This window comes from Acidovorax sp. 106 (assembly GCF_003663825.1).
In the GTDB taxonomy this organism is placed as follows: Bacteria; Pseudomonadota; Gammaproteobacteria; order Burkholderiales; family Burkholderiaceae_C; genus Acidovorax.
The window spans coordinates 3597614-3621585 of the sequence record NZ_RCCC01000001.1 but is presented as its reverse complement, the minus strand read 5'-3'; the positions used below and the strand labels follow the sequence as shown (position 1 = coordinate 3621585).

General features: G+C 63.2%; 17 protein-coding genes. 10 read left to right on the top strand and 7 right to left on the bottom strand.

What is annotated here, in order from left to right; genetic code table 11:
- Window positions 1-113 precede the first annotated feature (113 nt).
- The 3 genes from dxs to xseB all read right to left on the bottom strand — a co-directional run bounded on the left by dxs (window position 114) and on the right by xseB (window position 3269).
- Entirely contained in the window at window positions 114-1994 is a 1881-nt protein-coding gene (dxs, locus tag C8C98_RS16065) for a 1-deoxy-D-xylulose-5-phosphate synthase (RefSeq protein ID WP_121455099.1), read from the bottom strand.
- Window positions 1995-2097: 103 nt separating this feature from the next.
- Window positions 2098-3030, bottom strand: coding sequence for a polyprenyl synthetase family protein (locus tag C8C98_RS16060; protein ID WP_121455098.1), 933 nt, complete (start codon window positions 3028-3030; stop codon window positions 2098-2100).
- On the bottom strand, window positions 3027-3269 hold the full coding sequence (gene xseB / locus C8C98_RS16055) for an exodeoxyribonuclease VII small subunit (protein WP_121455097.1): 243 nt from the start codon (window positions 3267-3269) through the stop codon (window positions 3027-3029). Before xseB ends, C8C98_RS16060 begins: the two co-directional genes overlap by 4 nt.
- Before the next feature lie 298 nt (window positions 3270-3567).
- On the opposite strand from xseB, the gene C8C98_RS16050 reads away from it, so the two are divergent.
- From C8C98_RS16050 to flhC, 5 genes are all read left to right on the top strand, one after another.
- A complete protein-coding gene (locus C8C98_RS16050; RefSeq protein ID WP_121455096.1) occupies window positions 3568-4698 on the top strand; it encodes an aromatic ring-hydroxylating dioxygenase subunit alpha in 1131 nt (376 codons plus the stop codon).
- A 293-nt stretch (window positions 4699-4991) separates the two neighbouring features.
- A complete protein-coding gene (locus tag C8C98_RS16045; protein WP_121455095.1) occupies window positions 4992-5903 on the top strand; it encodes a DMT family transporter in 912 nt (303 codons plus the stop codon).
- A 139-nt stretch (window positions 5904-6042) separates the two neighbouring features.
- Entirely contained in the window at window positions 6043-6942 is a 900-nt protein-coding gene (locus C8C98_RS16040; RefSeq protein WP_121455094.1) for a sulfurtransferase, read from the top strand.
- 244 nt (window positions 6943-7186) lie between these two features.
- A complete protein-coding gene (flhD, locus tag C8C98_RS16035; protein WP_121455093.1) occupies window positions 7187-7513 on the top strand; it encodes a flagellar transcriptional regulator FlhD in 327 nt (108 codons plus the stop codon).
- Between the two features lie 48 nt (window positions 7514-7561).
- Entirely contained in the window at window positions 7562-8110 is a 549-nt protein-coding gene (gene flhC, locus C8C98_RS16030) for a flagellar transcriptional regulator FlhC (RefSeq protein ID WP_121455092.1), read from the top strand.
- Between the two features lie 154 nt (window positions 8111-8264).
- On the opposite strand, the gene C8C98_RS16025 is transcribed toward flhC, so the two are convergent.
- The gene (locus C8C98_RS16025) at window positions 8265-8834 is read right to left on the bottom strand and encodes a FlgO family outer membrane protein (RefSeq protein WP_121455091.1); all 570 of its coding nucleotides are present in this window, start codon (window positions 8832-8834) and stop codon (window positions 8265-8267) included.
- Between the two features lie 40 nt (window positions 8835-8874).
- Complete coding sequence (locus C8C98_RS16020; RefSeq protein ID WP_121456317.1) at window positions 8875-9636, bottom strand: hypothetical protein; 762 nt, start codon at window positions 9634-9636, stop codon at window positions 8875-8877.
- Between the two features lie 171 nt (window positions 9637-9807).
- On the opposite strand from C8C98_RS16020, the gene C8C98_RS16015 reads away from it, so the two are divergent.
- A complete protein-coding gene (locus C8C98_RS16015) occupies window positions 9808-12171 on the top strand; it encodes a bifunctional diguanylate cyclase/phosphodiesterase (RefSeq protein WP_158600175.1) in 2364 nt (787 codons plus the stop codon).
- 348 nt (window positions 12172-12519) lie between these two features.
- Here C8C98_RS16015 and C8C98_RS16010 read toward each other — a convergent pair whose 3' ends face one another.
- Together C8C98_RS16010 and ppc are read right to left on the bottom strand one after the other, a co-directional pair.
- Window positions 12520-15927, bottom strand: coding sequence for an IPTL-CTERM sorting domain-containing protein (locus tag C8C98_RS16010; protein ID WP_121455089.1), 3408 nt, complete (start codon window positions 15925-15927; stop codon window positions 12520-12522).
- 460 nt (window positions 15928-16387) lie between these two features.
- Window positions 16388-19177 (bottom strand): phosphoenolpyruvate carboxylase, encoded by a 2790-nt coding sequence (ppc, locus tag C8C98_RS16005; RefSeq protein WP_121455088.1) that lies wholly within the window; start codon window positions 19175-19177, stop codon window positions 16388-16390.
- Window positions 19178-19425: 248 nt separating this feature from the next.
- Here ppc and hemC point away from each other — a divergent pair, with 248 nt between their 5' ends.
- The 4 genes from hemC to C8C98_RS15985 all read left to right on the top strand — a co-directional run bounded on the left by hemC (window position 19426) and on the right by C8C98_RS15985 (window position 23638).
- Entirely contained in the window at window positions 19426-20343 is a 918-nt protein-coding gene (gene hemC, locus C8C98_RS16000; RefSeq protein ID WP_233574694.1) for a hydroxymethylbilane synthase, read from the top strand.
- A gap of 18 nt (window positions 20344-20361) precedes the next feature.
- Entirely contained in the window at window positions 20362-21177 is an 816-nt protein-coding gene (locus tag C8C98_RS15995; RefSeq protein WP_121455087.1) for a uroporphyrinogen-III synthase, read from the top strand.
- The gene (locus C8C98_RS15990; protein ID WP_121455086.1) at window positions 21174-22298 is read left to right on the top strand and encodes a uroporphyrinogen-III C-methyltransferase; all 1125 of its coding nucleotides are present in this window, start codon (window positions 21174-21176) and stop codon (window positions 22296-22298) included. The genes C8C98_RS15995 and C8C98_RS15990 overlap by 4 nt, the downstream gene beginning before the upstream one ends.
- Window positions 22299-22360: 62 nt before the next feature.
- On the top strand, window positions 22361-23638 hold the full coding sequence (locus C8C98_RS15985; RefSeq protein ID WP_121455085.1) for a heme biosynthesis protein HemY: 1278 nt from the start codon (window positions 22361-22363) through the stop codon (window positions 23636-23638).
- Window positions 23639-23972 lie beyond the last annotated feature (334 nt).

Genomic DNA, 23972 nt, shown 5'->3' with positions numbered 1-23972 from the left:
GAAGGGGGTGCAGCATGCGCATTTCAAGCAAGAAAAGGGGATTGATGAATGGCCTCTATCGATGCCCAAGGGTGCAAAGCAAGGCGCTCAGCCCCAGGGTCGCAAGACCCCCATCAGAGGAACCGCTTTTCGATCGCAGCGCGAATCCCGGCGGCATCCAGCCCTTGCAACGACAACAGCTTGACCGGGTCGCCGTGTTCGATGAACACATCGGGCAGGCCCAGTTGCAGCACGGGCAACGTGATGCCAGCGGCGTTGAGCGCCTCGGTCACGGCGCTGCCTGCGCCGCCCATGATGGCGCCCTCTTCCAGGGTGACGAGCGCATCGTGGCGCGAGGCCACGTCCAGCAGCAAGTCCACATCCACCGGCTTGGCCCAGCGCATGTTGACCACGGTGGCGTCCAGCACTTCGGCGGCTTCCAGAGCGGGGTACAGCAGGGTACCAAACGCCAGAATGGCAATGCGTGGTGGGTTGCCTGCAGCCAGACCCGAGCGCTCGCGGCGCACCTCGCCCTTGCCAAAGGGCAGCCCCTCCAGCGTGGCCAAGGGGACTACGCCCGCGCCGCTGCCACGCGGGTAGCGCACGGCCACCGGGTGGTCTTGCCCAAAGGCGCTGCTGAGCAGCTGGCGGCATTCGCGCTCGTCGGCCGGGCAGGCCATGCTCATGTTGGGAATGCAGCGCACAAACGGAATGTCGTAGGCGCCCGCATGCGTCGCGCCGTCGGCGCCCACCAGCCCGGCGCGGTCCAGCGCAAACACCACAGGCAGGTTTTGCAACGCCACGTCGTGGATAAGCTGGTCGTAGCCGCGCTGCAAGAAGGTGGAGTAGATGGCCACCACGGGCTTGACGCCTTCGCAGGCCATGCCTGCAGCAAAGGTCACCGCGTGCTGCTCGGCAATGCCAACGTCGTAGTAGCGATCGGGAAAGCGCTTTTCAAACTCGACCATGCCCGAGCCTTCGCGCATGGCGGGGGTGATGCCTACCAGGCGCTCATCTTGCGCGGCCATGTCGCACAGCCACTGGCCAAACACCTGCGTGAAGGTCTGCTTGGGTGCGGACGCGCTTTTGACCAAACCCACTGCGGGGTCGAACTTGCCAGGGCCGTGGTAGGCCACGGGGTCGGCCTCGGCCAGCTTGTAGCCCTGGCCCTTTTTGGTGACCACGTGCAGGAACTGTGGGCCTTTGAGACCCTTGATGTTCTCCAGCGTGGGGATGAGCGAGTCCAGGTCGTGCCCGTCGATGGGGCCGATGTAGTTGAAGCCGAATTTTTCAAACAGCGTGGCGGGCACCACCATGCCTTTGGCCTGCTGCTCAAAGCGCTTGGCCAGCTCCAAAAGGGGCGGCACGGGGCGCAGCACGGTCTTGCCCACGTTCTTGGCAGCGGCATAGAACTGGCCGCTCATCAATTGCGCCAAGTACCGGTTGAGCGCACCCACGGGCGGGCTGATGCTCATGTCGTTGTCGTTCAGGATGACGAGCAGGTTGGCATCGGTCACGCCACCGTTGTTCAGGGCTTCAAAGGCCATGCCCGCCGTCATGGCGCCGTCGCCAATGATGGCCACCGCGCGGCGGTTTTCGCCCTTGCGCTTGGCGGCCATGGCCATGCCCAGCGCAGCAGAAATGCTGGTGCTGGAGTGCGCGGTGCCGAAGGTGTCGTAGGGGCTTTCGGCCCGCTGCGGAAAGCCCGAGATGCCCCCCAGCTGGCGCAAGGTAGCCATGCGGTCGCGCCGCCCGGTCAGGATTTTGTGGGGGTAGGTCTGGTGGCCCACATCCCACACCAAGCGGTCGTCGGGGGTGTTGAACACATGGTGCAGGGCCACGGTGAGCTCTACGGTGCCCAGGTTGGAGCTGAGGTGCCCGCCGGTTTGCGACACGCTCTCCAGCACAAAGCCACGCAGTTCCGTGGCCAGCACCTTGAGGTCTGCCCGTGACAGCTTGCGCACATCCGCCGGGTCGTTGATGGTTTGCAGCAGGGGGAAGGAGGTCGTGGCCATTTACTATTATTTTGATAGCTACCAGCGCTCTATTGATAAGCGCCAGGGGCTGATTGAATACACATTCCAGGCAACATGCACGGTGGGCCGCAGCGTCGCCCGGTCAGTGCGATCGGCGCACCACCATGTCGGCCAGGGCCGCCAGGGCACGCACGTCGGGCAAACCACTGTCTGCCAGCGCTGCATGGGCGGCGGCCAGCAACTCGCTGGCATAGGCCTGCGCTGCGGCCAGCCCCAACAGCGACACATAGGTGGGCTTGTCGCTGGCAGCGTCCTTGCCTGCCGTTTTGCCCAGCGTGGCCGAGTCGGCAATCACGTCCAGAATATCGTCGACCACCTGAAACGCCAGCCCCACCGCAGCACCGTAGGTCTGCAAGGCTGTTTTGGCCTGCGGCGGTACGCTGGCACAGGCAGCGCCCATCATGACGCTGCACTCTAGCAAAGCGCCCGTTTTGAGGCGGTGCATCTCGCGCAGTTGGCTTTCGGTCAGTGCCAGCCCCACGCTGGCCAGGTCAATCGCCTGCCCACCGGCCATGCCGGCAGAGCCTGCCGCATGCGCCAGTTGGCGACACAGGCTGGCCTGCACGGCGCCCGGAATGCGTTCGTCGTCGGGAGTGAGCAATTCAAAAGCGAAGGCCTGCAGCGCATCGCCTGCCAAAAGAGCCTGGGCCTCGCCAAACTGCACATGCACGGTGGGCTTGCCACGGCGCAGCACGTCGTTGTCCATGCAGGGCATGTCGTCGTGCACCAGCGAGTAAGCGTGGATCAGCTCCACCGCGCAAGCTGCACGCAAGGCGGCTTCGTCAGCACCACTGCGCTCAGCAGCACCCCAAGTGCTCTGGCGGGCGCTGAGTGCAGCCTCGTACGCCGCCATCACCAGCAGCGGACGCAGGCGTTTGCCACCGTCCAGCACGGCGTAGCGCATGGCATCGCCCAGCCCGGCCGGGGCACCCTGCCCCACCCAGCGCGACAGGGCCTGCTCCACGCACTCCAGGTGTTCCCGGCTCCAGCTCCCCAGGTCCCACGCGGTGCTCATTCTTGCCCCCAAGCCTGCAAGCTGCCTTCGTCCAGCACCTTGATCTGGTCTTGCACCGCGTCCAGCCGTTTGCGGCAAAACGCCAGCAGCACGGCGCCGCGCTGGTAGCCCGCCAGCATCTGGTCCAGGGGCATCTGGCCCGATTCGATGCGGGTGACCAACTGCTCCAGTTCTTCCAGCGCGGCTTCGTAGCTGGCGGGCTCATGGGGCAGTTCGGTCTTGGGGGTGGCCTTGGGCATGGGCTTGTGGGCAGTGCGCGCAGATGAAAACGGGCGATTTTAGGCGCAGCCTCTGCACCGAGACTGATTGCAGGGCCGTTTATTGCAAATCACAGCCTGCCAAGCCATCGCAAAAACTGCAAAGACCCTGTCCTCGATCAATTCTCAATACACGTAAGGGGGCTGCGGGAATAACCCCACCGCCTATAATCCCATTCCCGCCAAGCCGGCTCATTCAGTGAGCCGGTTTCTTTTTTATGGATGCGCTGCGGCGCACCTCCCGCACTTCCCTGTGGGGAGTCTTTAGGTCAGGTCACCCATGTCTGATTTAAGTCTTCAACTGCAGCAGGCTGCAAGCCAACTACCAGTTTCAAGCTACTTTGACGATGCGCTGTTTCAGCGCGAGCTGGACACCATCTTCCAGCGCGGGCCCCGCTATGTGGGGCACCAATTGTCTGTGCCCCATGCGGGCGACTACTACGCACTGCCCCAAGAGGGCGAGGGCCGCGCGCTGGTGCGCAACGCCCAGGGCGGGGTCGAACTCATCTCCAACGTGTGCCGCCACCGCCAGGCGGTCATGCTCAAGGGTAAGGGCTCTTTGCACACGCAGCAAAAAGGCAGCGCGGGCGGCAACATCGTGTGCCCGCTGCACCGCTGGACCTACAGCCCCAAGGGCGAGTTGCTGGGCGCGCCGCATTTTGCGCACGACCCCTGCCTGAACCTCAACAATTACAAGCTGCGCGAATGGAACGGCCTTCTGTTTGAAGACAACGGCTACGACGTGGCCGCAGACCTGGCGCAAATGGGGCCGCAGGCCGACTTGAGCTTTGATGGCTATGTGCTCGACCATGTCGAACTGCACGAGTGCAACTACAACTGGAAGACCTTCATCGAGGTCTATCTGGAGGACTACCACGTCGGTCCCTTCCACCCCGGCCTGGGCAGCTTCGTCACCTGCGACGACCTGCGCTGGGAGTTTGGCAAGAACTACTCGGTGCAAACCGTGGGTGTGGCCAACCGCCTGGGCAAGGCCGGCAGTCCCGTGTACGAGCGCTGGCACGAAGCCCTGCTGGCCTACCGCAATGGCGAGCCACCCAAGCACGGCGCCATCTGGCTCACGCTGTACCCGCACATCATGGTGGAGTGGTACCCGCATGTGCTCACCGTGTCCACCCTGCACCCCATCAGCCCGACCAAGACGCTGAACATGGTGGAGTTCTACTACCCCGAAGAAATCGCGGCGTTCGAGCGCGAATTCGTCGAGGCACAGAAGGCCGCCTACATGGAGACCTGCATCGAGGACGACGAAATCGGTGAACGCATGGATGCGGGCCGCAAGGCTTTGCTGGCCCGTGGCGACAACGAGGTCGGCCCCTACCAGAGCCCCATGGAAGATGGTATGCAGCACTTTCACGAGTGGTACCGCAAAAGTATGGGAAGCCCCCCCTGAGTCGCTGCGCGCCTTCCCCCCAAGGGGGACGCCCCCGGCGCACGCAAGCGAAGCGCCGCATCCGCGGCTTGGCGGCCCTTGCGCGGGGCACTGGGCTGGGCTGGTTCGCGCCAGTGTTGGGGGCCATCACCATCTCGCACGTTCTTTGGCCACTGAAGCGACAAACTGCCCTGCGAATGCCTGCCGAATCGCCGTACTTGTTGTGCCTGCTCTCATTAGAATAGCTGTCAGCGCTGGTCCAACCAGCCTTGGCGGCTATTTTTATTTCAACCCTCTGAACAGGTTCCCCCTCGATGCAAGCCCTCTGGATGGTGTTGGCCGCTTTCCTTTTTGCCAGCATGGGGGTGTGCGTGAAGATGGCATCGGCCCACTTCAACGCTGCAGAGCTGGTCTGCTATCGGGGCTTCATCGGCATCGCCATCTTGTGGCTGCTGGCCCGCTCGCAACGGGTGTCACTGGCCACCCAATACCCTGGCATGCATGCATGGCGCAGCCTGGTGGGCGTGGTGTCTTTGGGTGCGTGGTTTTATGCCATTGGCCAATTGCCGCTGGCCACGGCCATGACGCTCAACTACATGAGCAGCGTGTGGATTGCCGCATTTCTGGTGGGCGGCGCGCTGATCGCCTGGCGCCCCTCAGCCACCGCTCCACGGCCGGCCTTCCAGGGCTCACTGGTGGTCACAGTGCTCACAGGTTTCGTCGGTGTGGTACTGATGTTGCGCCCCAGCCTCGATCAAAACCAGGCGTTTGCAGGGCTCATCGGGCTCATGTCGGGCATGACAGCCGCCTTCGCCTACATGCAGGTGATGGCGCTATCGCGCCTGGGCGAGCCTGAGTCGCGCACCGTGTTTTACTTTGCCGTGGGGTCGGCAGCCGCTGGGGGGCTGGCAATGCTCTTTACCGGCACCTCGGCCTGGCCTGGCTGGCCCGCACTGTGGCTGCTGCCGATTGGGGTGCTGGCGGCGGGCGGACAGCTGTGCATGACGCGCGCCTACGCCACCGCCAAGACCCCACGCGGCACGCTGGTGGTGGCCAACTTGCAGTATTCAGGCATTGTGTTTGCCGCCATCTACAGCGTGGTGCTGTTCAATGACCACATCCCGACCATTGGATGGGTGGGGATGGTGTTGATTGTGGGCAGCGGTATCGTGGCGACCGTGCTGCGCGCGCGTGCCGCCCCTGACAGCCCAGCGGAAGAACATTAGGAGCGGCTAACAAAACTCAGCGAAGCGGTTATGGCTAGGCGCTGCGTCGCAGGCAGTACGAGTAGTACGACAAGACGCACAACGACGCCAGAAGAGTTTTATTAGCCGCTTTAAAGTGCCACCCATGGAGCCTTTGCCAATGACCTACACCACCCTCATCGCCCCCACCGAACTGCAGGCCCTGCAGGCCAGCGGCCATCCCTTGATGGTGTTCGACTGCAGCTTTGAGCTGATGCAGCCCTCGGCCGGGGCGCAGGCGTTTGCGCAGGCACACATCCCCGGTGCGGTGTACGCAGACCTGGACAAGCATCTAAGCGCCAAGCACGGCGCACCGGGTGCCCACGGCACCCTGGTGGCCCAAGAGGCAGACCAGCCTGCTTCGGGCGGGCGCCACCCCCTGCCCAGCCGCGAACGCTTTGCGACGTGGCTGTCGAGCGTGGGCTTTGCCAACGGCATGCAGGCCGTGGTGTACGACCGCAACGGCGCCAACTACTGCGGGCGCCTGTGGTGGATGCTCAAGTGGGCGGGCCACGATGCCGTGGCCGTGCTCGACGGTGGGCTGCAAGCCTGGCAAGCCGAAGGCGGCCCGGTGGCCAGCGGCGATGAACCCAGCCATTTTCAAAGCAACTTCGTTTTGAAGGCACCGCTGCGCCGCTTGGTCACAGCCACTGAGGTGCTACAAAACCTGCAGCAACCTGGGCAAACCGTGGTGGATGCACGGGGTGCGCCGCGCTACCGGGGCGAGGTGGAACCGCTGGACCCGGTGGCGGGCCACATTCCGGGTGCGCTGAACCGGCCATTTGGCGACAACCTGGGGCCGGACGGCCGCTTCAAGCCTGCCGCCGTGTTGCGTGCGGAGTTTGAAACGCTGCTGGCAGGCCGCGCACCAGGCTCTGTCGTGCACCAGTGCGGCAGCGGCGTGAGCGCGGTGCCCAATGTGCTGGCGATGGAAGTCGCCGGGCTCGGAAAAACATCACTTTTTGCGGGCAGCTGGAGCGAGTGGTGCAGTGATTCGACGCGCCCCGTGGAACGTGGATGAACACGCCGGATACGATTGCAACAAGTTGTTAGCAGCATGCATTTACCTGGGGAGAAGGCCTTCTGGCCTTAGGTTCGTGTAAGGCAAATTCCTACAAAGCCCACCCCAAAACCAGACACGCAGCACAGTCAAAAACGGACTTAATTTTTGATTGGGGCGGTTTCACAATCCATTTCAACGGATCACGCAAAACATGCAAACCGCATGCAACGCAAGACCCGGGACTGGAAAAAAGGAAGCCGCCATGACCAACGAACAAATCCTCGCCGAAATCCGCGAAGCCAACCTCACTTACCTGATGCTGGCACAGAACCTGATTCGCCAGGACAAGGCCGAAGCCGTGTTCCGCTTGGGCATGAACGAAGAAGCCGCCGACCTTCTGGCCTCGCTGTCGGCAGCCCAGGTGCTCAAGCTGGCTTCACGCAACACGCTGCTGTGCAGCTTCCGTGTGGACGACAACCTGGTGTGGAGCTTGCTGACCAACCACACCGCCAAGAAGGTAGGCAACGAAGCCACCAACACCTTGCACGCCAACATCCTCATGGCCAGCCGCGTGTCGGAAGTGCTGTAAGCACCACCCTCCATCGCCCCTGCCTCCAGTCCTTCACGAAAGCCCACCATGTCCGCACCTGCCGCCACCGTCAAAAGCGTACTGAATGAATCCAAGCAGATCGAACGTGCTGCCATGCTCATCCAGATGGGTGCCCGCATGCAGGTGCTGGAATCTGAAACTACGCTGTCTTACGAGCGCCTGATCCGCCTGTACAAGGAAATTGCCGGCAAGTCGCCATCCAAGGGCCAGCTGCCCTTCTCCACCGACTGGTTCCTGACCTGGCAAGAGAACATCCACAGCTCGCTGTTCCTGAACATCTACGAATACCTGTCCAAGGGCGTGGACCTGGATTCGGTCGAGTTGCTGACCAAGGCCTATCGCCTGTACAACGAGCAAGTGGCCACCGCAGAGATCGAGCCCCTGCTGTCTTTCACCCGCGCCTGGCGCCTGGTGAAGTTTGTGGACGCAGGCATGCTGACGCGCACCAAGTGCAGCCAGTGCAGCGGCCAGTTTGTGACCGAGCTGTATGAAAACCGCCATTTCACCTGCGGCCTGTGCAACCCCCCTGCCCGCGCAGGCAAGAGCAAGACGGCTGGCGCCTTGATGCTGCACTGAAACGCACGCATTTTTTCAAACAAAAATAGCTGCTAGCGCTTTATTTACAAGCGATAGCAGCTATTATTTTTGTAGCACATCATTACACAAAGAGGCGCTCCAGGCGCTCCGCACGGCACCAGCGCCAGCAGCGCCGGGCCACCCATTCACCGCGTCAGTAGCGCAACGCCCCGTTGGCCAGCAGCACGCGCACGTTGTCTTCCATGGGCAGCGAATAATCGTGCGCAGCCACCACGGCATTGCCCGCCGGGGTGACCAGCTTCAGGCTGATGTACAGCGCGGTGGCAGACGCCGCGTAGGTGCCCACCACCACGGCCTGCGCATCATGGCTTTGGCTGACCTCTCTCACCTCGCGCGACAGCAGCAACTCGCCCTGCTCACGCTGCAGCGCCACGCTGTCGCGCAGCTTCAGCTCTACCACGCGCAGGCCCCGCTGGACCATGCGCCCCGCGATCTGTTCTGAAAAAATGCGCCCCAGGCGCGACGACTCTGTGACCCGGTCCACGTTGACCAAGGTGCCCACCATGATGGGGTGCTGCGCGTCCAGCGGCGCCTGCGCCAGCAAGGCATCCACCGCCCGGTGGTTGGCCTCGATCAGGTTGGTGGGAAACCACACCGCACCCGGCCTTTCGCCGTAGTAAAAGCTGCTGCATGCAGCCAAGCCCCCCACGGTGAGCACAGTGGCAGCCACCCGGGCGGTGCTGAGAAAGTTTCGGCGATTCATGGCTTGGCGCTCAGGGGTTGCTCAGAAGGTTACTCAGGGGTCAATACGGCGTCAGAGGCACCGCAGCATTGCTGGGCGCCACCACGCGCCAGCTCTTGAGCGGCACAGGCTGCGCGGGCGGAGTCGGCTCTTTGGCCTGGTACAGGGCCGCATCAGCATCTTCGATGTAGTAAACGTCGGCCGTGCGGGCCAGGTAGCGGTCGGCGTTCTCCAACGACGTGGTGATCAGCACCTCGGTGCGGGTCGGGCCTCCGCTGGCGCCCCCGTCCCTCAGGTAGCTGGTGGCGTCCGCCAAAAGCGCCATCGCCCCCAGGCTGCCCGCCACCGAGGCAGCGCCAGGCGGCGCGTGCACCAAGTCGCGCGCCACGGCAATGCCCAAGGCCAGCCGCGTGACCGGCATCGGGGCGTGGTTCAAATTCATCGTGGGCGCGGGATGCTGCACCACCTGTGTCTCCACCACCAGCTGCACGCCAGACGGCTGGGTCGACAGCGCCACCCCACGGTCCAGCAAGCGGGTGCTCAGCAGCTTGCGAAAACCTTGGTTAAAGGAGGCATCGCTCACGGTAGAGACATGGATGGGGTACTCCCCCGGTGGCCACTGGCGGATTTTGTCGGCAATGCGCCCCGCCACATCGTCGGCCAGCACATCCCAGTGGTGCACCGCCCGCGCCTTTTTCTGGTCGCTGGCAGGGTAGTTGTCGGCCCGTGGCACATCCAGCGAGGAACAGCCCGCCAGCGCCAAGGTGGCGGTAATTGCCAGCAAGGGGCGCCAGCTCCAGTGGTGTGCGCACAGGAAGTTCATAAAGCAGCAATCGTTCAAGTCAGGCCTGAGGGAATCGTAGCGCCAAGCCCCCAGGCCCATTGGCCGAATAAGGAGGGAGAAAGCCGCCAGACACGCCAGACGCACGTTGCGGTATCACATTGAGCGCAGCTTTCCGGAAGACAAATTTCGGCAAATATGATACAAATGGCAATGCTTTTCAAATTGCTCGCAGATTACAAACAGCTTTGGGCGGGCATCAGCAGCATGTACCAGGACGAGGATGCGCAGGCCGGGAAAATCCGGGCCGAGCACCTCAGCGCCGTGATGCGGCTCACCCCCTATGCCATGGCCGCTAATGTGGGCAGCGCGTTGCTGGTGTTGTGGGCACTGCACCGCCAGCATGGGCCCGGCCTGTACTTGTGGTTCCTGGCCCTGGTGGCCGTCGCTGTGGCCGCAGTTCACCGCTGGGCGCAGCACCAGGGCAAGCCTTTGCACACGGCTTCAGTGCACGCCGTCAGGCGTGCAACGCTGCAGGCCAGTGCGCTGGCCTGCCTGTGGTCTTTGCTGCCCATTTGTTGGTTCTCTACTGCATCCCCAGGCCAACAGCTTGTTATTGCCACGCTGTTCACGGGCATGTTGAGCGCTGGCACCTTTGTTCTGAACCCTCTGCCCAAGGCCAGCGTGGCCTACGCCTGCATCTTTTCAGCGGCGGCGTGGTGGGCCCTGTGGAGTTCCACCGACCCCATGATGGCGAGTGTTGCTGTGCTGCTCGGGTTTTACGCTCCCATGAACGTGGTGGGTGCGCTCTCAACCTGGCGCAAAGCCACGGCTTTGCTCATCTCACGCAGCGAGGCCCTTCGGCAAGAACAATTGCTCGCCGTGATGTTCCAAGACTTTGAGCAAAGCGCCAACGAGGCGCTGTGGGAAATCGGCGCCGATGGAAGACTGGCCCAAACATCCGCACGGCTGAGCAGCTTGCTGCGACTGCCAAACGGGCATGTGACAGACATCGCCTTGCCCCAGTGGATTGCGCAGCACTGTACGTCGGACCCAACAGCATTTGCCCAGGCCTTGCACAAGCAGGCCCCTTTCCACAGCTTGCCCATCGCCCTGAATGTGAACGGAGAGCCATTTCACCTGGCCTTCACTGGCAAACCCATCAAGGACGAATGGGGCCATATCTACGGCTGGCGGGGTGTGGCGGCGGACAAAACGTCCATCGTGCAGGCGCAAGAGCAACTGGAGAGATTGGCCCACAGCGACTCGCTGACCCAGTTGGCCAACCGCTTCTTCATGCACCACGCCATCGCCCAGGAGATGCGCGCCCACCGGCATGGAGCCCTGTTGCTGATTGATCTGGACTATTTCAAATCCATCAATGACAGCCTGGGACATTCTGTGGGCGACGCGGTGCTGCAGAAAGTGGCCCAGCGCCTGCAATCCATCACAGGGACAGAGCATCTGGTCGCTCGGCTCGGGGGTGACGAATTCGCTGTGCTGCTGCGGCACAGCCCTGAAGCAGCAGACTTTTTGCCCTATGTCCAAGAACAAGCGCACGCTTTGGTGAATGCACTGAACCAGCCACTGTCTGTGGATGGAAGGCGCCTGCGCATTGGCGCCAGCGTTGGCGTCGCACTTTTTGAGCCAGGCGCCACCGATGTCGATGCACTGCTGGTTCAAGCCGACACGGCGCTGTACGAAGCCAAAGACCAGGGACGCGGCAGGTATACGGCCTACACACTGCAAATGGGCGAGAGAACCCAGCGCAACGCCCGGCTGGAAAACGACCTGCGCGAGGCCATTCAACGACAGGAGCTGAGCCTGCATTGGCAGCCGCTGATCGATATCGAGTCAGGCCAGATCGCCGGCGTAGAGGCGTTGCTGCGCTGGCAACATCCGACGCTGGGGTCCATCTGCCCTGCAGAATTCATTGGGATCGCAGAGCAGTCAGGCGCCATTGACGCACTGGGCGACTGGGTGCTGCGCAACGCCTGCGATGCCGCAGTAAGAGAGCCTGCCCTGAAGGGGCTGGACGTTTCCATCAACGTGTCCACCCTGCAACTGCGCGAGGCCGACTTCGTTTCCCAGGTGCAGGCCACCCTTGAACGCTCGGGCCTTCCCCCACAGCGATTGGCACTGGAAATCACGGAATCCATCTTTATCGAGGATGCGCCCAGAGCACTGCAGCAGTTGCACGGACTGCAAGCGCTGGGTGTGCGCATTGCACTGGACGACTTTGGCACAGGCTACTCGTCCCTGAGCTACCTGAGCCAGTTCCCTTTTCACACCCTCAAGATCGATCGCAGCTTTGTCCAAAAAGCCGTTGAGCAGACCTGCGGCCAGACCATTGTGAGGAGCATCGTGCAAATGGCATCGGCACTGGGCATGCGCACAGTGGCCGAGGGCGTGGAGACGCAGGCCCAGTGGGACATGCTCAGCAGCATGGGCGCGACACAGGCCCAGGGCTATCTGCTCTCACGGCCTTGCACGCTGCAAGGGTTGCAGCAGTTCAGAGGTCAATGGCGAGCGAATGAACACCTAGGGATGTCCTGCATAACTCCCTGCGGACTGTGATAGCACGGCTTCGGGCGGTCCACTGCGTTGCTTTTCTTGCCAATAGCATGGCTATTGGCTGCAAAAAGACGCCTTGTGGCCCATCCTGACCCGCACTATCACCGCCTCGCGAGGGTTATGCAGGACATCCCTAGCTGCACCATCAGCCCCCACTTGAAGCACGCATAGCCACTATTCAAAGCCTATTGAATCCAATGCTTCACGCGCCATTCAAACCCCACCAAGTGCAGCACGCTAGGCCGAGCACAAAACAAGCAGCCCACGTGGGCCAAAGACCTACGTGGGCTGCAAGGTGCTAACGCATGGAATCAGGTGGGCTGTGCGCCGGCTCAACCGGCACCGCCTCACTCACTGGCGTCGCTGCGGCAGCTGGCGCATGGCCAGCAACCCCAACAAGGCTGCCATCACAATCAGTGCCCACTCAGACAAGGTTGGAATGCTCGCTGGTGTTGCAGCAACAATCGGTGTGCTGGCAGAGGCCGAGTTGTTGGTGGAGTCGGTATCACCCACGGCATCGATCACCGCCGTGTTGACCAGCGGACTGGCCCCCGTGTAGGGCGTGTTCAAACGCGCGTTGATGTTGAACACCACCGAAGCGCCCACGGCCAGCGTGCCGACGGGACAGGTCACCGTGCCCGAAGCCTCCAGGCAACCTGGCGCTGAGACAAAGGACAAGCCTGCGGGCAGCACGTCCTGCATCTGGGCACTAGTGCTGACCTGGGGGCCGTTGTTGCGCACGGTGATGATGTAGTTCACCAGATCACCCGCCTTCACGGGGCTGGTCGGCCCAGTCTTGGTGATGCCAAGGTCTGTGGGCAGGGCCGCCGCATTGCGTCGTGCCGTGGTCGACTCATCCACCGAGTTATTGAGCATCTGGGTTTCGGTTTCGTCCACAGACACCGTAGCGCGGTTGAAGGCCGTGCCGCTGGTGGCACCCACCTGGGTCAAGGTCTGGGCCCGCATCTTGTAGGTCACCGTCGCCGATTGCCCGGCATCCAGCCCCGCAAACGTGCAGCGCAGCACTCCACTGGTCACACCGACTGTGGGCTGGGTGCAGGAGCCCCCATTGCTCACCACGAGCGCGCCTTCGTAGCTGAAGGAGGCAGTGGGCGTGGAGCCGGGTGCCGGGAAGGTATCCACCACGACGGGATTCGTCGCATAGGACGGACCACTGTTGGTGATGGTGACCGTGTAGGTCGTTTCGTCACCCAGGTTCACCGGGTCTGAGCTGTCGGTCTTGTTGATCAACACGTCCAACTGCGCCGGAGTCACCGGGGTGGTGGTGGTGGCCGAGTTGTTGGCGGTGTTGTCTTCAGCGGTTGTGGTGGTTACCGCAACAGCGTTCACCAAATTGCCCCCGACGGCAGACAGCAGCGGACGCACTTTGTAGGTGACAGTTTGCTGAGAGCCCGAGTTAATGCTGCCCCAGGTGCAGTCAAGCGTTCCGCCCGCAGCCCCGACCGCTGGTGTCGTGCAGGTGCCTGTACCGGAAGCAGTGGCGCTGATGTAGGTCGCGTTGGCCGGCAAGGTGTCGACCAAGCGAACGCTTTGGGCGGTGGACGGGCCGTCGTTTGTCACCGTCGCTACATAGGTCAGCGGGGCACCTGCAGGAATAGAGGCAGGAGTGGCGGTCTTGGCCACCCGAATGTCCACCTTGGCGGTGACGGTGCTGGTGACCGAGTTGCTGTTGTTGTTGCGGTTTGGATCACCCACATCCAGCGAAGTCACGGACGCTGTGTTGGTGCGATTGCCGGTGGTGGCAATGCTGGGGCGAACCACCACCGTCACCGAGGCCGTTGCGCCGGAGGCCATGGCACCCAAATCACACACCAGGTTTTGCGAGGTGCCATTGCGGGGCGCCGTGGGCGTGCAAGAGCCTTGCGAAGCAACAATCGACTGCAAGCCCCCTGTGCTCACCAAGCTGCTCAACGTATCGGTTACACGCACATTGGTCGAAGTTGCCGGGCCGTTGTTGCGGACGGTGACCACGTAGGTGAGATCACTCCCCGCTTGCACGGTAGTGGGAGTTGCGGTTTTAGAGACGACTTCCAGATCAGCCTCTGTTGCCGTGGAGGAGACGGAAGCAGTGCTGCAGTTGTTGCCAGCAGCGTTGTCTACCGGGCCCGCGCCACTCAGTGCAACGCAAGCCGTGTTGGAACGTGCGCCCGCCGTGGGTTGGGTCGCGCTCAAAGTAATGGTCGGCGCGCTGGCATTCACAGACAAAGGCCCTGGACGCGTGCAAGTGACGGTTGCGCCATCCACAGGGAAACCGCTGCCAGGCGAGCAGGTCCAGCCTGAGCCCGAAGGCATCGCTGTGAGTGACACCCCTGCAGGCAGTGTGTCGGCCACGGTAATGGTCTGCCCCGCGGCGATGGCCAACGGCCCCAGGTTCTGTATCGCCAGCGAGTAGGTATAGCCTTGGTTGGGCACCACCGGGCTCAGGCTGGCCGTCTTGATCAAACGCAGGTCCGCGTCGTTGGTCGAGGTGATGTTGGCGCTAGAGGAGTTGTTAGCCGGATTGCTGTCCGTCTCAGGGATTGAGACCGTAGCGGTATTGCTGAACGCACCCACGGTCGTGGCCGTTGCCACCAGCGTAATCACAGGCATATTGGTGAAATTGCCGCCCGTGTAAGGGCCTGGGCGTGTGCAAGTCACTACTTGCCCTGCAGCACCGCAACTCCAACCAGTGCCAGTGGCAGAGACATAGTTCAAGCCAGCTGGCAGGGTGTCCGTCACCGTGATGATGCCGGTACCCGATGCACCCGGAGCCTCGCCCCCTTCATGGCGGGGTGTGATGGTGTACGTCACGTCGCTGCCCAGGGCCACATTGGTGGGCGATGCACTGATAGCGACCGACACGTCCGATCCCGACGCAGAGGTGACGGTGACGGTCGCAGTGTTGTTTGCCAAGTCGCTGTCGGGCATCGCGGACGCATCCGCCTTGGAGGCCGCAGCACTGAACGATGCAGTCACCGCGCCCGCCACGTTGGCCACGGCGAAGATGGTAAGGTTCCCGGAGGCTGCGCCGTTGGCCAGGCTGCCAGAGCGCGTGCAAGTGATAGAGCCCGAGCTGAGCGGATAGCCGCCAGAGGGCGTGCAGCTCCAGCCGGAACCGGTTGGCACGCTGGTAATGGAAGAGCCCGTGGGCACAGCGAACGTTACCGCGATGGCACCACCCGCAGGCACGTCGTCCGGCCCTTGGTTGGCCACCCCCACGGTGTAGCTGTAACCCTGACCTGCGGCCACATTGGCAGAGGAGGACGCAGCAGTCACGGCAAGGTTGGAAGCCGCCAGCGCCGTCGTATTCTGGACGCTGTTGGTGTTGTTGCTGCTGTTCGAATCCGCCGTCGTGGCACCTGACGTTACCCGGTTGGTGTACACGCCAGCGACCGGCAAGCGCACCCGAACCGTGACGGTTTCAGAGCTTGTAAAAGCAATGTCACCAATAGAGCAGTTGACAACCCCACCGGAGGGAGCGGCACAGCTGCCCTTCGTGGTATTCACATCGACAAAGGTGGAGCCCGAAGGAAGTGTGTCGGCCAGCGTCACACCTTGCGCAAGATTAGGGCCATTGTTGTCCAGACGCAGTGTGTAGGTGAAAACACCACCCGCTGGGCCTGGGTCTGGCGAATCCGAATGGTTGACAACGATGTCCGCCGATTGCGCCAACGCCAGCGCAGGCATCCACACCGCGCACAGCGCCAAGGCCTTGGCCCCGGAGCGCATTCGCGCCCAATTCCCTTGCAAATATGTCATGGGTTCCCTCTGAAGTCCAAACAACTCTCTTATGAGCGGCGGATTCTAGGGAGCCAAAAAAATTTGAATTGCAAACTAAAGTCAACAGGGAAAACGCAAAAGTCAACCCAACGTCAACTGAAACAACATACAAAATATTACAATTTTTTAGGCAGACAAAAAAGACTCTTAAGTCTCTCCTGCAAACACAAGTTTGCTATCTTTATTTAAGCAAATAACAAATAACAAATAGAAACAATATTGATCTACAAGATACAAATGTTTTCATGGGTTGCAGACGCTGCCCGCCCATCAGGCAAAACCAAAGTAGGCAGCAGCGCTGCACACCCATGCTGAATTCGCATGAATGTTGCCCCCACGACGCAATGCACATCCACACCATAAGGGGCAAAAAAAAGCGGGCTCGCAACCCGCTTTTTCAGGCCGTGCCTCACGGCACAGCCACCAGGACAAGCAACGCTCAGCCCGTATTACGCAGCCCTGCTGCAATGCCGTTGATGGAGATGTGGATCCCGGTCTGCACCCGCTCATCGCCCTGCCCTGCGCGCCAGCGGCGCACCAGCTCGACCTGCAAGTGGTGTAGTGGATCGATGTACGGGAAGCGGTGCTTGATGGAGCGGGCCAGCGCCGTGTTGTGCGTCAGGCGCTGCTTGTCGCCGGTGATGCGCGTGAGGGATTCGGCAGTGCGGTGCCATTCGGCCTCGATGCTGGTAAACACCTTTTTGCGCAGGCGGGCGTCGGTGACCAGCTCGCTGTAGCGCGAGGCCAAGGCCAGGTCGCTCTTGGCCAGCACCATGTCCATGTTGGACAGCAGGGTGCGGAAGAACGGCCACTGGCGGTACATCTTCTGCAGCAGGGCCAATTGCGCCTTGGGGTCCTTGCCCTCGGTGTTCACAAATGCTTCCACCGCCGAACCAAAACCGAACCAGCCTGGCAGCGTGAGGCGGCACTGGCCCCAGCTGAAGCCCCAGGGGATGGCGCGCAGGTCTTCGATCTTCTGGCTGGCCTTGCGACTGGCGGGACGCGAGCCAATGTTCAGCTCCGCGATCTCGCGGATAGGGGTGGAATTGAAGAAATACTCGGTGAAGCCCGGGGTTTCGTATACCAACGCGCGGTAGCTGCCCATGCTGGCCAGCGACAACTGTGCAGCCGCATCCAAAAACGCCTTGGTGGCCGGCTTGGTGGGCTGCAGCAAGGTCGCTTCGAGTGTGGCGGCCACCAGGGTTTCAAGGTTGCGGCGGCCGATCTCGGGGTTGGCGTATTTCGATGCGATGACCTCGCCCTGCTCCGTCAGGCGGATCTGGCCGCGCACGGTGCCGGGGGGTTGGGCCAGGATGGCCTGGTAGCTGGGGCCGCCGCCCCGGCCCACCGTGCCGCCCCGGCCGTGGAACATGCGCAGCTGGATGCCATGGCTGGTGGCGAGTTCGTCGAATAGTTCGACGAGGGCAATCTCGGCGCGGTACAGCTCCCAGTTGCTGGTGAAGATACCGCCGTCCTTGTTGCTGTCGCTGTAGCCGAGCATGATGTCCTGCTCGCCGCCACTGCGCTGCACCAGCGCGGCCACGCCGGGCAGGCTGTAGAACTCGCGCATGATGGGCGCGGCGTTGCGCAGGTCTTCGATGGTCTCGAACAGGGGGACCACGATGAGGTGGTTCTTCGACTCGGCATCGAGTGTGCCGCTCATCAGGCCCACTTCCTTTTGCAGCAGCAGCACTTCGAGCAGGTCGCTCACCGTTTCGGTGTGGCTGATGATGTAGTGGCGGATGGCCTCGTGGCCAAACCGCTCGCGCATCACGCGGGCGGTTTCGAAGATGGCCAGTTCGCCCTGGGCATGGGCCGAGTATTCGGCACCCACAACGCGCAGCGGGCGCGCGTCATTCAGCAGCTTGATCAGCAGGGCACGCTTGGCGGCTTCTTGCAGGCCCGCATAGTTCGGCTCGATGCGCGCCTTGGCCAGCAGCTCGGCCACCACCTCCTCGTGTTTGTCGGAGCTTTGGCGCAGGTCCACCGTGGCCAAGTGGAAGCCAAACACCTGCACGGCACGGATCAGCGGGTGCAGACGCTCAGCGGCCAGGGCTTCGCCGTGGTGAGCCTTCAACGAAGCCTCGATCACCCGCAGATCGGCCAAAAACTCTTCGGCGCTGGCATAGGCGTTCTGCGGCGCAACGGCATGGCGCGCGGCCTCGCCGCCAGTCAAGTCTTTGAGCGATGCCGCCAGGCGAGCATAGATGCCTGTGAGTGCGCGACGGTAAGGCTCATCCACGCGATGCTCGTTGGTGTCTGGGGAACGTTGAGCCAGGGCCTCCATGTCAGCCGATACCTGCACCAGGCGAGCCGACAGAGACAGCTCACCGCCCAGGTAGTGCACTTCGGTCAGGTAGTGGCGCAGGGCCACTTCAGCCTGGTGGCTCAGCGCATATTGCAGGGTCTGTGCGGTGACGTTGGGGTTACCGTCGCGGTCGCCACCAATCCACTGCCCCATGCGCAAAAAACTGTGCACGGGGTATTGGCCGAGTTCAGCTTCAAGGTCGGCATAGATCTTGGGGATCTCGCGCAAGAAGGTGGCTTCGTAATAAGAGAGCGCATTCTCGATCTCGTCGGCCACTGTGAGCTTGCTGTAGCGCAGCAGGCGCGTTTGCCACAACTGGGCCACGCGGGCGCGCAGCAAGGCTTCGTTGGCGGCCAGCTCGCGCGGGGTGAGCGCATCCTTGGCACTGTTGTAGAGCTGGGCGCGCACCTGGATATCGTCGCGTGTCGCGAGTAACTGGGCGATGTCGCGCTCGGCGTCGAGGATGCTCTTGCGCTGCACTTCGGTGGGATGGGCTGTGAGCACCGGCGCTACGTAGCTGCTGGCCAGAGTCTGTGCGATGGTCTTGGGCGCAATGCCTGCCCAGCGCAGACGCGACAAGGCCACTTCGATGCTGCCCTCTTGTGTATCGCCCGCACGCTCATGCACGGCGCGGCGGCGGATGTGATGGCGGTCTTCGGCCAGGTTGGCAAGGTGGCTGAAGTAAGTGAAGGCGCGGATCACGCTCACCGTCTGGTCGCCCGACAGGGACTTGAGCAGCTTCTTGAGCGCGCGGTCAGCCTCCTGGTCGGCGTCGCGGCGAAAGGCCACCGAGAGCTTGCGCACCTGCTCGACCAGCTCATAGGCATCGACCCCCTCTTGCTCGCGGATCACGTCGCCCAAAATACGCCCCAGCAGGCGAATATCGTCAATCAGGGGCTGGTCCTTGTCGGATCGTTTCATGCGCGAGGGTCTCCGGAGATTGAAAAGAGGCGCCTTGCCAGCGCCCCCCCACAGGGGACACGCGCCAGATCAAGGTCACCGATGCGGGCGCATGCTAGCATCGCCCGCCGCTGAATGATTACAAACAGGTTACGAACTTGAGCCTCCAAAAAGACGCCCCCCACGCTCCGCCGCTTCGCGGGTCGCTGCCCCCCCAAGGGGGGAGCCTTTCGCCTTGGGGGGGCCCGGCGGCGAAAGCCCCCTCCACCATCGTCATCGCAACCCGCGAAAGCCGCCTGGCGCTGTGGCAGGCAGAGCATGTTCAAGCCCTCTTGCGCGCACGAGGCCACCAGGTGGAGCTGCTGGGCATGACCACCAAGGGCGACCAAATTCTGGACCGATCGCTGTCCAAGGTGGGTGGCAAAGGCCTGTTTGTGAAAGAGCTGGAAGTGGCCCTCGAAGAAGGCCGCGCCCACATTGCCGTGCACTCGCTCAAGGACGTGCCCATGGAGCTGCCCGAGGGCTTTGCCCTGGCCTGCGTGATGGAGCGCGAAGACCCCCGCGATGCCTTCGTCTCGCCCCAATACGCCAGCCTGGACCAATTGCCCCAAGGGGCCGTGGTGGGCACCTCCAGCCTGCGCCGCCAGGTGCTGCTGCAGGCCCTTCGGCCCGACCTGAAGATTGAACCCCTGCGTGGCAACCTGGACACCCGCCTGCGCAAGCTGGACGAAGGCCAGTACGACGCCATTGTGCTGGCGGCAGCGGGTCTCAAGCGGCTGGAGCTGGGTGCGCGCATCCGCGCCACGTTTGAGCTCACCGCCATGCTGCCCGCAGCGGGCCAAGGCGCGCTGGGCATTGAAGTGCGCAGTGACCGACAAGACCTGATCGACGCCTTGGCCCCCTTGGCCCACCAGCCCACCTGGCTGACCGTGACCGCCGAGCGCGCAGTGAGCCGCGCCATGGGCGGCAGCTGCTCCATGCCCCTTGCAGCACATGGCACCCTGGTGGGTGACACCCTGCAACTGGATGCCGCCTGGGGCGACACCGAAGGCCAAGCGCCGCTGGTGCGCGCCAGCGCCACAGCCCGCGTGACCACGCTGGCCGAAGCCGATGCCCTGGGCCTGGCCATTGCTCAGCGGCTGCGCGACGGTGGCGCCCAAGGTGCCGCGCCCCATGCAACGGCCTGAAGCCCGCAGGCCACAGTCTTGACCGCTGCAGCCCCCCAGGTCATCGTCACCCGCCCCGCACGCGAGGCTGCGCACTGGGTACAGCAGTTCACCCAACGGGGCATCGCCGCTACAGCCCTGCCCCTGATCCATGTCGGCCCAGCCGCAGACCCGGTCCTTGTACAAGCGCTGCATCAAGCCCGTGCGCGCCTGGGCGACTACCGCGCCGCCATGTTCGTCAGCGGCAACGCGGCGCTGTACTTTTTTGAACAAAATATGGTCCTAGCGCTTTCTAATCAAGCGCTGGCAGCTATCAAAACAAGAGCATGGTCACCCGGCCCGGGGACTGCAAGGGCGCTGCTGGAGGCGGGGTTCCCGGCCGAGCGCATCGACGGCCCTGCACCCGATGCACCGCAATTTGACTCCGAAGCCCTGTGGCAACAAGTCCACCCCCAAGTGCAGGCGGGTGACCGCATCCTGATCGTGCGCGGGCGCTCTGCCGGGGTGCATGAGAGCCAGGGCTCGGGCCGCGACTGGCTGGCCCGCCAGATCGAAGCCGCAGGCGCCCAGGTGGACTTTGTGGTGGCTTACGAGCGCACAGCCCCCCACCTGTCAGCCCAAGACCTGGACCTGGCACGGCAAGCCGCCCACAGTGGATCGCTCTGGCTGCTCAGTAGCTCTGAAGCCGTGGCCCATCTCGCGGCCGCCCTGCCCCAGCAAAACTGGCACACGGCACGCGCACTGGCAACGCACCCGCGCATCGCCCAGGCTGCGCGCGACGCCGGGTTTGGCGAGGTGCGGGAATGCCGCCCCGCCTTGGCGGACGTGGTGGCATCGATAGAATCGGGCGCATGAGTTCTGTGCCCCCCACTGATCTGCCGCAGCCCCCTGCGCCCGCAGCTCCAGCCGCATCCCATCCAGGCCAGGCAGCGCCCCCTGTTGCTGCCCCCACACGCCCCAGCGGCACGGCGGGCATGGGCTTGGCCAACCTGCTGCTGGGGGCCGTGGCCGCTGCTGCACTGACCAGCAGCGTCCTGCTGTGGCAAAAACTCAGCAGCATTCAAGAGCAACTGGCCCGGCAATCGGCCGACTCGGGCACGCTGGCCATCGAGGCCCGCACCATTGCCCGTCAGGCAGAAGACCAGGTGCGCGAGACCGCCGCCCGCCTCTCGGTGGCCGAAGCCCGGGTGAGCGAAGTCGCCCTGCAACGCAGCCAACTGGAAGAGCTGATGCAAAGCCTGTCGCGCTCACGCGACGAAAACCTGGTGGTGGACATTGAATCGGCCATTCGACTGGCGCAGCAACAGGCCCAGCTCACCGGCGGCCTGGAGCCCCTGGTCGCCACCCTGAAAACCGCCCACCAACGCATTGACCGGGCTGCCCAGCCCCGCCTGGCCCCCCTGCAAAGGGCCATTGCGCGCGACCTGGATCGGCTGACCCGCGCCACCGTGACCGACACCGCAGGCCTGCTGGGCCGCCTGGACGACTTGGTGCGCCAAGTGGATGAACTGCCCGTGCTCAACGCCGTGGCACAAGCCCCTGGCACCCGCAAAGCAGCAACCCCAGCCAGTAGCACGGGCACCGCCGAAGACCCAGCCATGCCGTGGTGGCAAGCTGCACTGCAGCGCAGCTGGGAAGTCGTGCGCGACGAAGCCCGTGGGCTGGTGCGCGTCAGCCGCATCGACCAGCCCGAGGCCATTTTGCTGGCACCCGAGCAAACTTTTTTCCTGCGCGAAAACCTCAAACTCAAGCTACTCAACGCCCGACTGGGCGTGCTGGCCCGGCAGTTTGACTCTGCCCGCGCGGACCTGACGGCTGCCACGGCCGCACTGAACAAGTACTTCGACCCCGCATCGCGCCGCACCCAAAACGCAGCCACCATGCTGCAACAAGCCCAGCAGCACATGAAGGACGCCGAGCTACCCCGGCTGGACGAAACCCTGTCTGCACTGGCTACGGCCGCAGCGGGACGATGAGATGATGCACCCTGAGTCGCTTTTGAAGGTCCAGGACGCTCGCGGAGCATTGGAAAACTAATATGCGTGCAGCTCTTTGGCTTTTGGCTCTGTTTGGTGTTGCCGTAGCGGCCGCGCTGTTTGCAGGAAACAACCAGGGCACCATCACCCTGTATTGGCCCCCCTACCGCGTCGACCTGTCGCTCAACTTGGTCGTGTTGCTGCTGGTGGGCGGGTTCACCACCGTGTACGCCGCGCTGCGGGCGCTGGCAGCGCTGCTGGAGTTGCCGCACCAGGCACGCCGCTGGCGCGTGCAGCAAAAAGAGCGCGCCATGCACCACGCGTTGCTCGATGCCCTCACACACATGCTGGCGGGGCGTTTTCTGCGCTCTCGCAAATCGGCGCTGGCATCCATCTCCCAAGAAAGCGCCCTGCAGGCGGCGGGTGAGCCCGTTCCACACGGCAAACAACTGCGCGCCTTGGCGCACCTGATCGCCGCCGAATCGTCCCACGCCCTGCAAGACCGTGCCACCCGCGAAAGCCATCTGCAAAACGCCCTGGAAGAAGCTCCCGTGCGCGGCAATGGCCAAGAGCAAGAAATGCGTGAAGGTGCCCAAATCCGAGCGGCGCGCTGGAGCCTGGACGACCGCGACCCCCAAGTCACCCTGGAGCGCCTAGCCGCCCTGCCCCAAGGCGCCGCCCGCCGCACACTGGCCTTGCGCATCAAGCTCAAGGCCACGCGCCAGGCTCGCCAAACCAGCGAGGCACTCGACACAGCCCGCTTGCTAGGCAAGCACCGCGCCTTCTCGGCGGGAGCGGCGCAAAGCATTGTGCGGGGCCTGGCCACAGAGCTGATCCAGTCGGCGCACGACCCAGTGCAACTGGTGCAAATCTGGACCTCGCTGGAAAACACCGAGCGCAATATGCCCGAGCTGGCCGTGCAGGCCGCCCAGCGCCTGGCCCATCTGGGTGGAGACGCCAACCAGGTGCGCGCCTGGCTGCTGCCCGTGTGGGAGCGCATGGTGGACCTGCCAGAGGGCTTGCCCGAGGGGTTGGCACTCAAGCTGATCCGCTCGCTGGAAGACGGACTGGACACCATCGATGCAGCCTGGCTGGCCCGCATCGAATCGGCACAGCAATCCAACCCGCGCGATGCCCGCCTGCAATACCTCGCAGGCATGGCCTGCCTGAAGCGGCAGCTGTGGGGCAAAGCCCAGCAATTGCTGGCCCAGGCCAGTTCCCACCTGCATGACGCCCCCCTGCGCGCCAGCGCATGGCGGCATTTGGCCGAGCTGGCAGAACAGCGTGGCGATGCAGACGCCGCCGCCCAAGCCTGGAAAGCAGCGGCGCTGCAGCACTGAGACGCAGCCCTGCGCCGGGGGCTAGCAGCACCCCAGGCCTCCAAGCCAACCCATCCAGAGCCCACCGCACGCGCAGCGGTGGTGCTCAACATCCAGAGCAATAGGGTTTGAACCGCTCTTTGTGCATACCTCTGCCTCCATGGCGTCGTGACCCGCGTCAAGACGAGACGGCGACAGCAAGTCGCATGCGCCCCTCAAACATTGGGGAACTTTGAGCGCAAAAGCCTTATCAATTCAGTTTTTTTGAATCAAGGCATCAATCCACCTGAAACTGCCACAGGGGCGCTCTTCCTAAACTGCAGGCATTGCACCCAGTGCACCGGCTGCAGCACCC